Source organism: Lentzea sp. NPDC036949, assembly GCF_055608075.1.
In genome coordinates this window covers 13760-27847 of sequence record NZ_JBVJRA010000002.1, presented here as the reverse complement: position 1 = coordinate 27847, position 14088 = coordinate 13760, and the positions used below count along the sequence as shown (strand labels likewise).

Below are 14088 nucleotides of genomic sequence, written 5' to 3'. Positions count from 1 at the left end.
GTTCCTCCCCCTTCAGGTGAGCAGCAGCGGGATGACGACCCGCTGCTCGCTGAGTGACACGGTGATCTCCCACTGCCCGGCCATGAACAGGTCGACGGCGCCGACCCGGTAGTGGCCGGGTTCGAGCGGGGCCGCGGTGACCGGGGCGACCGCGTGGCCCATCTGCGGCATCGCCGGCTCGACCACCACCTCGCCGTGGGCGGGGCTGCCGGACCGGTCGGTGATGCGCAGGTCGAACGAGTTGGTGCCGGTCCGCGTGCTCGTGGGCGTGAGGACGAACCGCAGCCGGTCGGTCTCGGCGAGGTGCGACTGCGCCTCGACGGTGCGCGGCCACAGCACGACGAGCACGCCCACCAGTGCGGCGACTCCGGCCAGCACGGCCACGACGTAGGTGCCCCTGGTGCGTTTCACTTGGTGGCGACCCCCTTCGCCGCGGGCACGTCGACGACCTTCGGCACGGTGACGATCGAGTAGTCCCGTTCGACCTGGATCCACACGAGGTAGCGGCCGGGCAACGGGAACGAGTAGGTGAACGGCACGTCCGGCCCGTAGGCCGCGACGCTCTCGTCGGGCTGGTCCGGCATGCCCGGCACCGGCGGGATCATCGAGTGCACGTGCGCCCAGATCGGTGCCTCGGCCACACCACCGGTGACGGGACCGTCGCCGACCGGACCGACGACGATCATGTGGCCGAGCATGCCCAGCCACGGTTGCAGGTCGCGCTCGCCGAAGCGGGCGGTGAGCGTGCTGGGCCGGCCCGCTTCCCGGAGGTCCACCGCCACGTCGGCCTTCCCGTCGTGGGCAACGGGAGAACCGGTGCCGGCGACGTCGATGCGGGAGCGCAGCAGCTGCACTCCCCCGCCGCGCCGGGCGATCTCCGCGGCGAGCGCGTGCACGCCCCGTTCCGCGCCGGACAGCCGGGTGCGGTACTCGCCCGGCCCGGTGCGGACCGGGTGCAGGTGCCGCAGCGCCCCGGTGGGCGACACCACGACGAGGTGCACGAACGCGTTGTCGTGCACCAGCAGGTCGTCCACCGGCCGGCCGGACGAGCCGTCGGTCAGGTCCAGCACGAGGTCCGCGCCGTCCATGCGCGGCACCAGGTTCACCGGCGGCCGGGAGAAGTCCGTTGTGGACGTTCGTTGCCACGGGTCGAGCACGGTGTCGTAGGTGGGGTCGAGCTGCGCGCCGGGTGCCGGTGCCGGGGGGATGCTCGGTGCGAGCAGCGCCGCCGTCACCGCGACGGCCACGGCCGCGACCATCCCGCCGGCCGGTATGAGGGCCAGCGAGGGCATTCCCAGCACCGCCAGCACCAGCGCGGCGAACAGCAGCACGCCGGCCGCGATGAACCCGCCGTAGGTCGCGTTCTCCCACGGTGGTGCGACGTTGGCCGGCACGACGAACGGGATCGTCGCCTCGTCGACCACCAGCTCCCACGGGCCGGGCCGGTCGACCTCCACGACACCGGAGTGGAAGCCCGGCGTGGCACCGAGGACCACCTTCGCCGTGCTCGACCGGGCACCGGCGGCCCGCGCGGTCAGCGTGAGCTCGCCCGGCGGTGTGCCGGCGTGGGTGACCACGTCGACGTGCACCGGTCCGGGCACCTCCGCGACCCGCCGGATGATCACGGTCAGCTCGCGGTCGCCCAGGCTCTGCGCGACGTGCAGGTCGCTGCCCGACTGGGCACCGTCGGCCAGCGCGGGGGCCGCGACCGAGAAGACCGCCCCCAGCACCAGCAGCAGGATCGCACCACTTCGCTTCATCGTGACCGAAGATAGCGATCATGACCCGCGGGCCGCGTCACTGCGGGGTCGGAAACCGGGTCCCCCGCACGGGGGATTTCCGACCCCTGCACAGCGGGAGGAGCTCAGGGCGGCGATGCGGCAGGATCCACTGCGATGGACTCGATCAAACTGCCCCTGAAGCACCAGTCGCGACTGGTCGCGCTCGTCTGCATGGTCGCGGATGCCGGGTTCGTGGTGTACGACGCCTGCTCTGCCGGGCAGCTGGCCGTGGTGCTCGCCATGACCCTGGCCGTGGACGCGATGCTGGCCGGTCCCGCGCGGCTGTCCGGCTGGGTGGCGCTGGCGCAGGCGGCGGTTCCGGTGGTCATCCTCCTCACCATGGGCAGGGGCATCGACCACAACGACGCGGGCATGCTGATCGCCGGGTACCGCGCGGGGGCGTGGCTGCGCGGCGCACCGGCGTGGGCGTCGCTCGGCGTGCTGTCTGCCAGTCTCATGACGGCCCCGCTGGTGAACGAGTACGGCGTGACGATCGCGGTGCTGGTCGCGACCAAGGCGGCGGTGCTGCCGTGGCTCGTCGGCCGTTACACCACGGCCCGGCGCGCCTACCTGGCCGAGCTGGAGAAGCAGCGCGAGGTGGAGGAGCTGGACGCGCAGGCGGCGGTGACGAAGGCGATCTCCGAGGAGCGCAGCGCGATCGCCCGCGACTTGCACGACGTGATCGTGCACCACGTCAGCGCCATCAACCTGCACGCGGGCGCCGCCCGGCTGGGCACCGTCGGCAGCAACCCGAAGCTCGCCACGTCGCTGCTCTCGGTCGAGACGGCCAGCCGCGCGGCCATGGTGGACCTGCGCCACCTGCTCGACCTTTTACACGGCACCAACGCGGAGGGCGCGCGCCAGCCGGGGCTGGACAACCTCGACGAGCTGTTCGACGGCGTGCGCGCGGCCGGCACACCCGCGCGGTTGCTGGTGCGCGGCCAGCACCGGGAGATCCCGGAGTCGTTGGACGTCACCGTGTACCGGATCATCCAGGAGATGCTCACCAACGCGCTGCGGCACGGCGACGCGTCCGGGGTGACGGTGACCCTGGAGTACGCGCCGCGCGCGCTGACCGTGACCGCCGAGAACACCGCCGGCTCCGGCACCGGCCACTCCGGCTCCGTGCGCCGCGGCCTGGTCGGCATCCGCAACCGCGCGGGCATGTTCGCGGGCACCACCCAGTCAGGTCTGGAACCGGACGGCCGGACCTGGCGCACCGCCGTCACGTTCCCCCTGGAGGCGTCATGACCCTGTCGGTGCTGGTCGCCGACGACCACGCGATGCTGCGCTCCGGCATGCGCGCGATCTTCGAGACGCAGGCCGACCTGCGGTGCGTCGGCGAGGTCGCCGACGGCAGGGCCGCGGTGGCCGAGGTGGCGCGGCTGCGCCCGGACGTGGCCGTGCTCGACATCCGCATGCCGAAGCTCGACGGCCTCGGCGCGACCGAGCAGATCCTGGCCGACCCCGGCAACCGCACGAAGGTGTTGCTGCTGACCACCTACGACTCCGACGAGTACGTCTACCGGGCGCTGAACGCCGGTGCGAGCGGTTTCCTGCTGAAGTCGCTGCCGCCGGAGGAGCTGATCTCCGCGGTGCGGGTGGCGGCGCGCGGGGACGCGTTGATCGACCCGTCGGTGACGCAGCGGCTGATCGCGCGGTTCGCCGTGAGCCTCGCCCCTCCCCCGACGCCGCCGGAGCTGGCGCTGCTGACCGCGCGGGAACGCGAGGTGCTGCAACTCGTCGCGGCGGCGCACAGCAACGCCGAGATCGCGGCCCGGCTGCACGTCGGCGACGAGACGGTGAAGACGCACGTGTCGCGGGTGCTGGCCAAGCTGGGGCTGCGGGACCGCGTGCACGCCGTCGCCTACGCGCACATGAACGGGCTCGTGCAGCGCTCGTGAAATTCGCTGTCGCGTGGCGTGGCGCGGTGGTAGACAGCCGCCGTGCAGAATCCTCCGGCGTTCCCCGAACTGCTGCGGTCGATGGACGAACGCTCCACCGCCTTCCGCTCCGCGGTCGCCGCCGCACCCGACCTCGACGCGCAGGTACCGAGCTGTCCTGAGTGGACGCTGCACGACCTGGCCCAGCACATCGGCGAGGGCCGGCGCGCTTGGGCCGCCACCGTCGCCGCGGGTCCCGGTGCCGCGGGGAGGTCACCCGCGGAAGGGGTGGCGCCGCGGGACCGCGCCGAGCTGGACGCGTGGCTCGCCGAGTCGACCGAGCTGCTGCTGGCCGCGCTGCGGGAAGCGGGTCCCGACCGCGGGTGCTGGGTGTGGTGGACCGGCTCGCAGTCGCCGGCGACCTGCGGAGCCGTTGCGCGGCACCAGCTCCAGCAGCTCGCCGTGCACACCTACGACGCGCAGCTCACCATCGGCGCACCGCAGCCGTTGCCCTCCGACGTGGCGCTCGACGGTGTCGACGAGTTCCAGCGCACCTGCGTGGCGACGACGAGCCCGTGGCCGCACGAGCCCGCGGTGGTCGACTACCGCGCCACCGAGGGCCGGTCGTGGCGGGTGCGGCTCTCCGCGGAAGGGGCCCGCGTGATCACCGGCGAGGGCCCGGCCGACCTGACCGCGACGGGCACGGCGAGCGAGCTGGTGCTGGCGTTCTACGGCCGTGTCCCGGCGCAGGCGCTGGAGTTGGAGGGCGACGCGCGGATCTTCGACCGGCTGGCCGCCTGGGAACCCGCCTGAGGTCATCCCCTGGTCTGATCCGGACGTGCCGGGAGCAACGCCGCGCCACCGCCGCACGTCAGCCGATCATGACGTGGAAAGCACTCGGCGCGACCGCGGTCCTCTGCGCGACCCTCGTGACCCCCGCCCACGCCGCCGGCCAGGTGGTCACGCGGGTACCGGAAGCCGACCGGACAGCCGCGCTGGAGCACTGGACACCGGAGCGCGTGAAGGCCGTCGGAGAGGGCGAGGTCCCGCCGGCCGAGACGATCGGCAGGCCGTACGCGGGGACGGCGCCCGCGGGGGTGGGGCGGTTGTTCACGTCGAGCTCCCGGGGTGAGGACCGCTCCTGCTCGGCGACGGTCGTGCCGAGCGCGAGCGGAGACGTCGTGCTCACGGCCGGGCACTGCGTCCACGGCGGCACGGACCGGCTGGGCCGGCCGATCACGATCGGCGCCGTGGTGTTCGTCCCCGGCTACGACCACGGAGCGGGCCCGGTGTTCGCGGCACGCGCGTTCGCCTGGCCGGACACCTACCGCGGGCCGTCGAGCGCAGAGGACGACTACGCCGTGGTCGCGCTCGACCCGGTGGGCGGCCGGCACGTCCGGGACGTGGCGGGTGCGCAGCGGGTGTCGTTCGACGAGGCCGGCTCACCGGTCGGCGCCACGCTGCTGGGCTACCCGGTCTCGGCGCTGAACCGGGGCGAGGCGCTGGTCGAGTGCGTGCGACCGGCGTCGTTGCGGGTCAACTCCGTCATGGCGGAGTGGCGGACGGACTGCGACCTGGCCGGGGGGACGAGCGGTGGGCCGTGGTTGCGCGACTTCGACGCGGCGACCGGGCAGGGGACGGTCTTCGCGGTCACCAGCAGGGGCACGATGAACGTCGACGGCATCACGACGGACCTGAGCGGAGCGGCGTTCACCCCCGCCGTGCGCGCGTTGCACGAGAACGCGGGAAGGCTGTGACCGTGCGGGGGAAGGTCGAGCGCGACTGGTGGCTGCTACTCGTCGCGCAGGGCATCAGCACGACGGGCACGCAGGTCACCGTCGTGCTGATCCCCGCCGTCGCCATCCTCGCGTTCGGCTCCGGCATCGGCTCGGCGACGCTGCTGCTGGTCGCCGAGTTCCTGCCGGCGGCGCTGCTCGGGCCGTTCGCGGGCGTGCTGATCGACCGGCTGAGGCCGCGCACCGTGCTCGTGGCCATGGACCTCGTCCGCACCGCCGCCCCGGCCGTGGTCGCGCTGGTCGTCGCGTCCGGGCTGCGGGACATCTGGGTGCTGTACGTGCTGGCCGCGGTCCTGGGTGTGGCGGGCGCGGTGTTCGACGCCGCCGCCGAGGCCGCGATCCCCGGTCTGGTGGCGCCCGACCGGCTGGACCGCGCGAACGCCACCCGGTCGGGGCTGCTCAACCTGGTCCGCGTCGCCGGTCCCGGACTGGGCGGCCTGATCATCGCGGTGGCCGCCTCCGAGCTCGCCCTGCTCGTCACCGCCGGCACGTTCTTCGCCTCGGCGGTGGTGCTCGTCGGAGCCACCTCCGCGACGCTGCTGACCCGGCGCTCGCCCGCGGCGGACGGTCCGTCCCTGGCCGACCAGCTGCGCGACGGCGTCCGGTACCTGCGCGGCGACCTGGTGCTGCGCCGGGCGGTCCTCGGCACGGCGACCATGAACCTCGCGGGCAGCGGCATCGGCGCGCTGTTCTTCGTGTACGCCTACCAGCAGCTGCGGCTCGGCCCGGACGAGGTCGGCCTGACGATGTCCGCGTTCAGCCTCGGCGCCGTGCTGGGCGCGACCGGGTCGGCGTGGGTGACGCGCAGGCTGACCGCCGGTCTCGCCTGCGCGGTGTGCGCGGCCGTCGCGGCGGCCGCGCTCTTCCTGATCCCGGCCGCGGCGCTGGGCCTGGCGTTCCCGGTGCTGACGGTCTACCAGTTCGTCTTCGGCGCCGCCGCGACCGCGTGGGCGGTCATCCTGCTGACCCTGCGGCAACGCCGGACCGCGCCGGAGCTGCTCGGCCGGGTGGGCTCGCTGGTCGGCGCCGTCACCGTCGCCACGGTGCCGCTGGGTGCCGTGCTCGGGACGGCGCTCGCCGGGGCGATCGGGCTCACCCCGGCGATGCTGCTGCTCGCCGTGCTCGCCGCGACCACCCCGGCGTTCTACCTCAGTCCCCGGTTCCGCTACGCCGACAGCCGCTGAGCCGCGAGCCGGCCGGAGATCAGCACCGGCGGGATGCCGACGCCGGGCGTGGTGCCGCTGCCGGCGAGCACCACGTTGCCGTCGCGGAACGGCAGGTTGCTCGGCCGGAACGGGCCGGTCTGCCCGAACGTGTGAGCGGCGGAGAACGGCGTGCCCGCCGCCTGGCCGTCCCTGGCCCAGTCGTCCGGCGTGATGACGGCGAGCGGTTCGGCGTCCACGACGAGCTTGCGCGCGGTCATCTCGGCGACCAGCTCCTCGGCGTAGCGCTCGGCCATCGCGTCCCAGCGGATCGGCGCCGCGTCGAGGTTCGGGCACGGCGCCAGCAGGTACTGCAGGTGCCGCCCCTGCGGTGCGAGGTCCGGGTCGGTCAGCGACGGGGTGGTCAGCAGCAGCGACGGGTCGCTCATCAGCCGGCCGCGCCGGATGATCTCGTCGAACGTCTCGTTCCACCGGTCGCCGAACGAGATCGTGTGGTGGGCGAGGTCGTCGGCGATGCGGCGGGCGCTCAGGTGCACCACGACCGCCGACGGCGACCAGCGCAACGGCACCACCCGGCGCGGTTCGCCGCGCAGCAGGCGCGTGCTCTGCGCCGGGCCGGTCGCGAGCACCACCGCGTCGCACGGGAACCGCGCGTCGGCCGTGCGCACCGCCTGCACCCGGTGACCGGTGCGGTCGAGCTGCGTCACCTCGACGCCGTAGTGGAACTCCACGCCCGCGCGTGCCGCGGCGTCCGCGAGCGCCTGGGGCATGGCGCGCATGCCGCCCTTCGGGAACCACACGCCGGCGATGGTGTCCATGTAGGCGATGACGGCGTACGCGGCCAAGGCGTCCTTGGGCGCGACACCGGCGTAGAGCGCCTGGAACGTGAAGACCCGCTTCAGCCGTTCGTCGTGCAGGAACTTGCCCACCGCCCGGTCGAGCGACCCGAAGCCGCCGAGCCGGGTGAGCCGCAGCAGCTCCGGCCCCACCAGGTCGAGCGGGGAGTCGAAGCTCGAACCGATGAAGTTGTCCCGCTCGACCTCGTACAGCTCCTTGAGCCACGCCCGCAGGTCGCGGTAACCCTGCGCCTCGCGGCCGCCCGCGAAGTCGCGGACCGCCTGCTCCATCTGCTCGCCGTCGGTGTGCACGTCCAGCGCCGACCCGTCGGAGAACGACGCCCGGTAGGCCGGGTGCAGCGGCAGCAGTTCGAGGTGGTCCTCCCGCCGCTGGCCCACGGCGGCGAACGCGTCGTCGAGCAGCTCCGGCATCGTCAGCACCGTCGGCCCGGTGTCGATCCGGTGCCCGTCCACGTCGAGCCGCCCCGCGAGCCCGCCGGGGTGCGGCAGGCGTTCCAGGACCGTCACCTCGTGCCCCGCACCGCGCAGGTGCAGCGCTGCCGACAACCCGGAGAGCCCGGCACCGACCACGACCACCCGGTCGGTGCGGCCCTTCACCACGTTCACCACTGCCCGGTCACGCCTTCCGCACGGTGGCCTTGCCGGCCAGCCTGATCAACTCGCGTTTCGCATCGGGGTCGATGCCCGCCCGGTCGAGCGCCATCAGCGCGTTCGCCGACAGCACGTCGATGTGCTCCTCCACCGCGTCGACGGCACCGAGCTCGACCAGCAGCTCGCACACCCGTTCCACCAAAGTGTCGTTCACCGGCCCGGTGAGGCTGCGCCGCAGCACCGCCGCCGACCCGTTCGTGGCACGGGACAGCGCGATCGCCATCAACGCCGTCCGCTTGCCCTCGCGCAGGTCCTCGCCCACCGGCTTGCCGGTGACCGCCGGGTCGCCGAACACGCCGATGAGGTCGTCGCGCAGCTGGAACGCGATGCCGATGTCACGGCCGAACTCGCGCAGGCACGCCACGGTGTCCGGACCGGCGCCAGCGATCGCCGCACCGAGCTGCAGCGGCCGTTCGACGGTGTAGGCGGCGGTCTTGAGCGCCGCCACCCGCAGCGCCTGCTCCAGCGACTCCTCCCGGCGCGCGACACCGAGCAGGTCGAGGTGCTGGCCCGCCATCATCTCGGCGCGCATCGCCTGCCACGGCACCCACGCGCGCTGCAGCGCCGCCGGGGAGAGCCCCGCGGTCACGAGCGCGTCGTCGGCCCAGGCGAGGGCAAGATCACCCACGAGCACCGCGGCCGAGTCGCCGTACTGGCGGGCACTTCCGGCCCAGCGCGACCGGCGGTGCCGCAGTGCGAACAGCTCGTGCACCGACGGCCGGCCGCGCCGCATCGTGGAGCGGTCCATCACGTCGTCGTGCGCCAGAGCGCAACATTGCAGCAACTCCAGGCAAACCAGGGCGCGCACGACGGCGTCCCGCTCCCCTCCCCCCGCGGCGCGCCAGCCCTCCCAGGCGAAGCGCGGCCGGATCCTCTTCCCTCCCGCGGCGAGCATCGCGTGCAGCTCGCCGGCGAGCTCCGGCGCCACGTCCGGGCGGTCGGCGAGGAACTCGTGCAACGCCGCGTCGAACAGGGCGGCGAAGTCGTCCACCCGCGACATGCGGGTGTCCACGCTGGTCAGCAGCGACATCGTCGCCCCTCTCGGCGGTCGGTCCTGGTCAGGTGAATGGAGCTAATCAGCGCCGCAGCGGCTTCGCATGATGAGCGTGGTCGTTGTGCACGGCGACACAGCCGGTTCTAGCGTGGGCACATGTCCGCAGACCGGGAGCTCGACGCCGCCGGCATCACCACACCTGCCCTGCGTGAGGCGTACCGGCGTTGCCGTGCGCTGAACGCGGAACACGGCCGCACCTACTACCTCGCAACACGGTTGCTCAGTCCGGAGCAACGCCCCGCCGTCCACGCGCTGTACGGGTTCGCCCGCTGGGTCGACGACATCGTCGACGACCTCCACAGTGGACTCGACCGGAAGCAGGCCGCCCTCGCCGAGGCCGAGCGGAACCTGGAGGCCGCCCTGCGCGACGGCGCCTCCACTGACCCGGTGATGTCCGCCCTGCTCGACACCGCACACCGCTACGAGATCCCGCACGTCCACTTCCGCGACTTCATGACGTCCATGCGCATGGACCTGACCACCACCGACTACCCCACCTTCTCCGATCTAAAGACGTACGTGCACGGTTCCGCCGCGGTGATCGGCCTGCAGGTGCTGCCGGTGCTCGGCACGAGCGTGCCGCGCGCGGAGGCGGAACCCGCCGCCGCCGCGCTCGGCGTCGCGTTCCAGCTGACGAACTTCATCCGCGACGTCGGCGAGGACCTCGACCGCGGCCGGGTCTACCTGCCCGCGGACGAGCTCGCGGCGTTCGGCGTCGACCGCGAGCGGCTGGTGCACGCGCGCAAGACCGGCAAGGCCGACGAGCAGGTGCGGGCGGCGTTGCGCGACCAGGTGCAGCGGGCGAAGCGGGTGTACACGGAGGCGTGGCCGGGTATCGCGATGCTCGCGCCGCGTTCGCGCCCGTGTGTGTTGACGGCGTATCGGCTCTACGGCCGCATCCTCGACCTGGTGGAGGAGGCGGACTGCGACGTGCTGTCCCGGCGCGTCGTGGTGTCCAACGGCAGGCGGCTCGCCGTCGCGCTCCCGGCGCTGGCCAGGGCGGTGTTCGCCCGTGCGGCCTGATGGAGGGAAAGCCATGCGCGACCGGATTCCACTGCGCGTCTACTCGAGCCCGCCGTGGCGTGAGCAGCGCCCGACCTGGCAGGACGCCAAGCCCGCGCTGATCGAGGCGGCGCTCAAGCGCGCCACCGCCCGCCCGTCGGGCAACTGGTTCGTCGCGGGGGCGAGCGGGGACGTCGAGCGCGGCAAGGCCTGCGGCCGCACGATCGCCGGGCAGGAGGTCGTGCTCTGGCGCGGGCCGCGGGGCGTGCTGATGGCGGGTTCCGGGTCGTGCCCGCACCTGGGTGCGCCGCTGTGCGACGGTGCCGTGGCCGAGGGCAGGCTGATCTGCCGCTGGCACGGTCTCGCGCTGGAGGGCAAGAAGTTCGGCGCGTGGACGCCCTACCCGGCGCACGACGACGGCGTGCTGGTGTGGGTGCGGCTGGACGAGGCCGGTGGCGAGGAGCCGCTGCCGGCGCCGGTGCTGCCGCAGCGCCCGCCGGCCGGTGCGATCGACGCCGTGGCCACGCTGATCGGCCGTTGCGACCCGGAGGACGTGGTCGCGAACCGGCTCGACCCGTGGCACGGCGCGTGGTTCCACCCGTACTCGTTCGCGAACCTCAAGGTCGTCGAGACGCCGACCGAGGAGGACGACAGGTTCCTCGTCGAGGTGACATTCCGGCTCGCCGGCCGGGTCGGGGTGCCGGTGGTCGCGGCGTTCACCTGCCCGGAGCCGCGGACGGTGGTGATGCACATCGTCGAGGGCGAGGGCGAGGGCAGCGTCGTCGAGACGCACGCGACCCCGATCCGCGAGGGCCGCACCGCGGTCGTGGAGGCGACCATCGCGCACTCCGACCGGCCCGGTTTCGCGCTGGCGCGGCCGGTGGCCGGTGCGCTGCGCCCGATGATGCGCTGGGCGGCGGCCCGGTTGTGGCGCGACGACCTGGCCTACGCCGAACGCCGGTACGCCCTTCGGCGAAACGGGCGGTTCCCCGACTGAGCGAGTCGACTTGCACCGATTTTGAATCGAATTTAGGCTAGGAGGCGTCAGCACGGTCAGACCCCGAAGAGGACGTGCGCCATGCCCGAACTGTCTCGTTTGCCCAGGCCTGTCACCGACTCGTGGGACTGGCAGCTCTCCGGCCTGTGCCGCGGCATGGACAGCGCCTACTTCTTCCACACGCCCAACGAGCGCGGCTCCGCGCGCGACCAGCGCGAAGCCGCGGCCAAGGCGATCTGCCAGCGCTGCCCGGTGATGGAGAAGTGCCGGTCGCACGCGTTGGAGGTGCAGGAGACGTTCGGCATCTGGGGCGGCCTCGGCGAGAGCGAGCTGAGGGCGATCCTCTCCGAGCGCTCCCGCCGGCGGTGACCTACGCACCCCGCGCTGTCGCCGCGATGCTCGGTGTCTCCCCTGTCACGTTGAGGACGTGGGACCAGCGCTACGGGCTGGGCCCCTCCGGGCGCACCGAGGGCGGCCACCGGCGGTACGAGGAGGCCGATGTCGAGGTGCTGCGCCGGATGGTCGCGCTGACCGGCCAGGGCGTCACCCCCGCGGCCGCGGCCGAGCTGGCGCAACGCGGACCGGCTGACCGGCGCGGCACCCCGCGCGCCCTGCTCGGCGCCGACGAGGCCGAGTCGGTACGCCGCGGTTTCATCACGGCCGCGAAACGCCTCGACGAACCGCTGATGCTCGACCTCGCCGGCAAGCTCCTCACCGCCCACGGCGTGGTGGCCGCGTGGGAGCAGGTCTTCGCGCCGTGCCTGGTGGAACTGGGCCACATGGTCACCGAACGCGGCCGGGGCGTGGAGGTCGAGCACCTGGCGAGCTCCAGCCTGCTGCACGCGCTGCGCGGCGTCCCAGTGGCGAGCAGCCCCGGCGTGCTGGCCGCGCTGCTCTCGTGCGCCCCGGAGGAACAGCACGGCCTGGCGCTGGAGGCCCTCGGTGCCGCGCTGTCCGAGGAGGACGTGCTGTGGCGCAACCTCGGCGCCCGCGTACCCGCCCAGGCGCTGTACGACGCGGTGGTGCGCCTGCGCCCGGCCGTCGTGCTGGTGTGGGCGCACCGCCCCGACCTCGCCCGGCAGGTGCCGCTCGCGAAGCTCGCCGAGCGGTCGAGCGCCCTGGTCGCGGTCGCCGGGCCCGGCTGGGCCGAGGTGGCGCTGCCGTCGTTCGTGCGGGCGCCCGGCACGTTGAGCGAGGCCATCGACCTGGTGCTCCACCGCGTCCGCGGCTGACCCGCGTCCCTCTCACCGCGGCCAGGACGCGGGCTAGGAAGTCTTGTCCGCCCTCTCCCCTCCTTGCTGCCCAGGCGTCTGCAAGTACCACCAACACATGATCAAACCGTCGCTGACTACCACCAACACGGTCACCACCTGTCGAACCAGGTTCCAGGTCCGCGGACGGCCGGCGGCGCTGTTGGCAGTAGAAAAGTGCCTGTTGATGTTGAGTTGGTGGTACTTGCAGACGCCGGCGAAGTTCAGCCGTGGTCGCGCACGCCCTTCAGCGCGGCGCGCAGGCAGACCGCCCGCACGCTGGCCGGCCGCAGCTCCGACCACCACGACGGCAGTGCGGACCGAGCTGGTCGCCGAACAGCAGCAGCGCCTTCTCACCGGTCACCGGCCACCGCGCAGGTCGGCCAGCACGGCGTGCGCGGCCCTGCGGCCGGAGTGCAGCGCGCCCTGGATCGAGCTGGTGTCGCGGTGGTCGCCGCAGACGTACCGGCGTTCGCCCGCCCGCACGGACTGCTTGAGCCGGTGCGGTGCGGCCATCGACGGCAGCGCCCGCGGGATGTCGTAGCGGCGCAGCACCTCCCAGTCGCGGGTGTCGGTGTCGTACAGGCGGTTCAGGTGGTGGCGGACGTCCTGTTCGGACGCTGCGCCGAGCACGGTGGCCTGCACCAGCGGGGTCCGCGGCGAGTACGGCCGCGACACCTCCGACATCACCGCCGTGTTCACGACCGGCCCGCCGTTCGCGTCAACGACCAGGCACCCGTCGCGCAACGGCGACCGCGGCGGGCCGAAGTACCAGGTGGTGACACCGTTCCAGCGCGGTTCGACCAGCCCCGGCAGCAGCCGCGCCGCCGTCGAGCCGTCCGTGGCCACGACCACCGCGTCCGCCGGGACCCGACCGCCCTCGGCCAGGTCGACCCGGTCGTCGTGCACGGCCCGCACCGCGGTCTCCAGCTGCACGGTCCCCTCGGGCAACCGGGCCGCCAGCGCCCTGGGCAGCTCCCCCATGCCGAGCGCCGGCACCGCTGCTCCCCCGCGTGCGAAGCTGCGCCACACCAGGTGGAAGAACCGCGACGAGGTCCGCAGCTCCCGCTCCAGGAACACCCCGGACAGGAACGGCCGGAACACCGCCTCCACCCCCCGTTCGGTCACCCCGAGCCGCCGCAGCTCGTCGTACGTCGTGCGGTCCGGCGCGGCGAGCAACGGCCGCACGGGCCCGAACGCGTCCGGTGCGGAGAACCGGGCCAGCGCCGCGAGGTCCCGCGCACCGAGCACGTGCTGGCGCAGCAAGCCGTCGAACGCCGACGCACCGCTGCGCGGGTCGGCGAGCAGGTCGTGCCGGCCCTCGTCGTGCACGAACACACCGGGCCGCAGGTGCCGCAGCGGGAACGGCCCGAGGTCGAGCCGTTCGAGCTCCGGGTAGGCGGGCAGCATGATCTGGAAGCCCCGGTCGAACCGCACACCGTCCACGACGTCCGTGCGCACCCGCCCGCCGACCTCGTCGCCGGCCTCCAGGACGGTGACCTCGTGACCGGCGGCGGTCAGCTCCAGTGCGGCGCTCAGACCGGCCAGGCCGGCGCCCACGACGACGATCACGATGGCCTCCAACGGGAACGGACGACGGGCGGCCGAGAACGGGCAACGGGCGTCGGTGCGGTTCCAGCCGGTACCGGTACAG

The 14088-nt window shown here is 73.5% G+C and carries 14 protein-coding genes; 9 read left to right on the top strand and 5 right to left on the bottom strand.

Going from position 1 to position 14088, the window contains the following annotated elements; translation table 11 throughout:
* Window positions 1-12: 12 nt before the first annotated feature.
* Together ACZ7CD_RS06200 and ACZ7CD_RS06195 are read right to left on the bottom strand one after the other, a co-directional pair.
* The gene (locus ACZ7CD_RS06200) at window positions 13-411 is read right to left on the bottom strand and encodes a FixH family protein (RefSeq protein ID WP_360384401.1); all 399 of its coding nucleotides are present in this window, start codon (window positions 409-411) and stop codon (window positions 13-15) included.
* On the bottom strand, window positions 408-1760 hold the full coding sequence (locus ACZ7CD_RS06195) for a hypothetical protein (protein ID WP_470378413.1): 1353 nt from the start codon (window positions 1758-1760) through the stop codon (window positions 408-410). The genes ACZ7CD_RS06200 and ACZ7CD_RS06195 overlap by 4 nt, the downstream gene beginning before the upstream one ends.
* Window positions 1761-1895: 135 nt before the next feature.
* Here ACZ7CD_RS06195 and ACZ7CD_RS06190 point away from each other — a divergent pair, with 135 nt between their 5' ends.
* The 5 genes from ACZ7CD_RS06190 (at window position 1896) to ACZ7CD_RS06170 (ending at window position 6644) form a co-directional block, all read left to right on the top strand.
* Window positions 1896-3032: a sensor histidine kinase gene (locus tag ACZ7CD_RS06190; protein WP_470378412.1), complete on the top strand. Its 1137-nt coding sequence runs from the start codon at window positions 1896-1898 to the stop codon at window positions 3030-3032.
* The gene (locus ACZ7CD_RS06185) at window positions 3029-3685 is read left to right on the top strand and encodes a response regulator (protein ID WP_470378411.1); all 657 of its coding nucleotides are present in this window, start codon (window positions 3029-3031) and stop codon (window positions 3683-3685) included. The genes ACZ7CD_RS06190 and ACZ7CD_RS06185 overlap by 4 nt, the downstream gene beginning before the upstream one ends.
* 42 nt (window positions 3686-3727) lie before the next feature.
* Complete coding sequence (locus ACZ7CD_RS06180) at window positions 3728-4477, top strand: maleylpyruvate isomerase family mycothiol-dependent enzyme (protein WP_458432633.1); 750 nt, start codon at window positions 3728-3730, stop codon at window positions 4475-4477.
* A 68-nt stretch (window positions 4478-4545) separates the two neighbouring features.
* Window positions 4546-5421, top strand: coding sequence for a trypsin-like serine peptidase (locus tag ACZ7CD_RS06175; protein ID WP_470378410.1), 876 nt, complete (start codon window positions 4546-4548; stop codon window positions 5419-5421).
* Window positions 5422-5423: 2 nt separating this feature from the next.
* Window positions 5424-6644, top strand: a complete 1221-nt coding sequence (locus tag ACZ7CD_RS06170) for an MFS transporter (protein ID WP_470378409.1) — start codon at window positions 5424-5426, stop codon at window positions 6642-6644.
* Here the strand turns inward: ACZ7CD_RS06170 and crtI are convergent.
* Together crtI and ACZ7CD_RS06160 are read right to left on the bottom strand one after the other, a co-directional pair.
* Window positions 6626-8086, bottom strand: coding sequence for a phytoene desaturase family protein (crtI, locus tag ACZ7CD_RS06165; protein ID WP_360384980.1), 1461 nt, complete (start codon window positions 8084-8086; stop codon window positions 6626-6628). The genes ACZ7CD_RS06170 and crtI overlap by 19 nt on opposite strands.
* Before the next feature lie 10 nt (window positions 8087-8096).
* Entirely contained in the window at window positions 8097-9161 is a 1065-nt protein-coding gene (locus tag ACZ7CD_RS06160; protein ID WP_470368993.1) for a polyprenyl synthetase family protein, read from the bottom strand.
* Between the two features lie 120 nt (window positions 9162-9281).
* On the opposite strand from ACZ7CD_RS06160, the gene ACZ7CD_RS06155 reads away from it, so the two are divergent.
* The 4 genes from ACZ7CD_RS06155 to ACZ7CD_RS06140 all read left to right on the top strand — a co-directional run bounded on the left by ACZ7CD_RS06155 (window position 9282) and on the right by ACZ7CD_RS06140 (window position 12416).
* Window positions 9282-10208: a phytoene/squalene synthase family protein gene (locus ACZ7CD_RS06155; RefSeq protein ID WP_360384417.1), complete on the top strand. Its 927-nt coding sequence runs from the start codon at window positions 9282-9284 to the stop codon at window positions 10206-10208.
* 13 nt (window positions 10209-10221) lie between these two features.
* Window positions 10222-11184 (top strand): DUF5914 domain-containing protein, encoded by a 963-nt coding sequence (locus ACZ7CD_RS06150; RefSeq protein WP_360384419.1) that lies wholly within the window; start codon window positions 10222-10224, stop codon window positions 11182-11184.
* 81 nt (window positions 11185-11265) lie between these two features.
* Window positions 11266-11553 carry a WhiB family transcriptional regulator gene (locus ACZ7CD_RS06145; protein ID WP_360384421.1) on the top strand — a complete coding sequence of 96 codons (288 nt, stop codon included), beginning with the start codon at window positions 11266-11268 and terminating at the stop codon, window positions 11551-11553.
* Window positions 11550-12416: a MerR family transcriptional regulator gene (locus tag ACZ7CD_RS06140; RefSeq protein ID WP_360384423.1), complete on the top strand. Its 867-nt coding sequence runs from the start codon at window positions 11550-11552 to the stop codon at window positions 12414-12416. Before ACZ7CD_RS06145 ends, ACZ7CD_RS06140 begins: the two co-directional genes overlap by 4 nt.
* Before the next feature lie 378 nt (window positions 12417-12794).
* Here the strand turns inward: ACZ7CD_RS06140 and ACZ7CD_RS06135 are convergent, their stop codons facing one another.
* The gene (locus tag ACZ7CD_RS06135; protein ID WP_360384425.1) at window positions 12795-14006 is read right to left on the bottom strand and encodes an NAD(P)/FAD-dependent oxidoreductase; all 1212 of its coding nucleotides are present in this window, start codon (window positions 14004-14006) and stop codon (window positions 12795-12797) included.
* Between the last annotated feature and the right edge of the window lie 82 nt (window positions 14007-14088).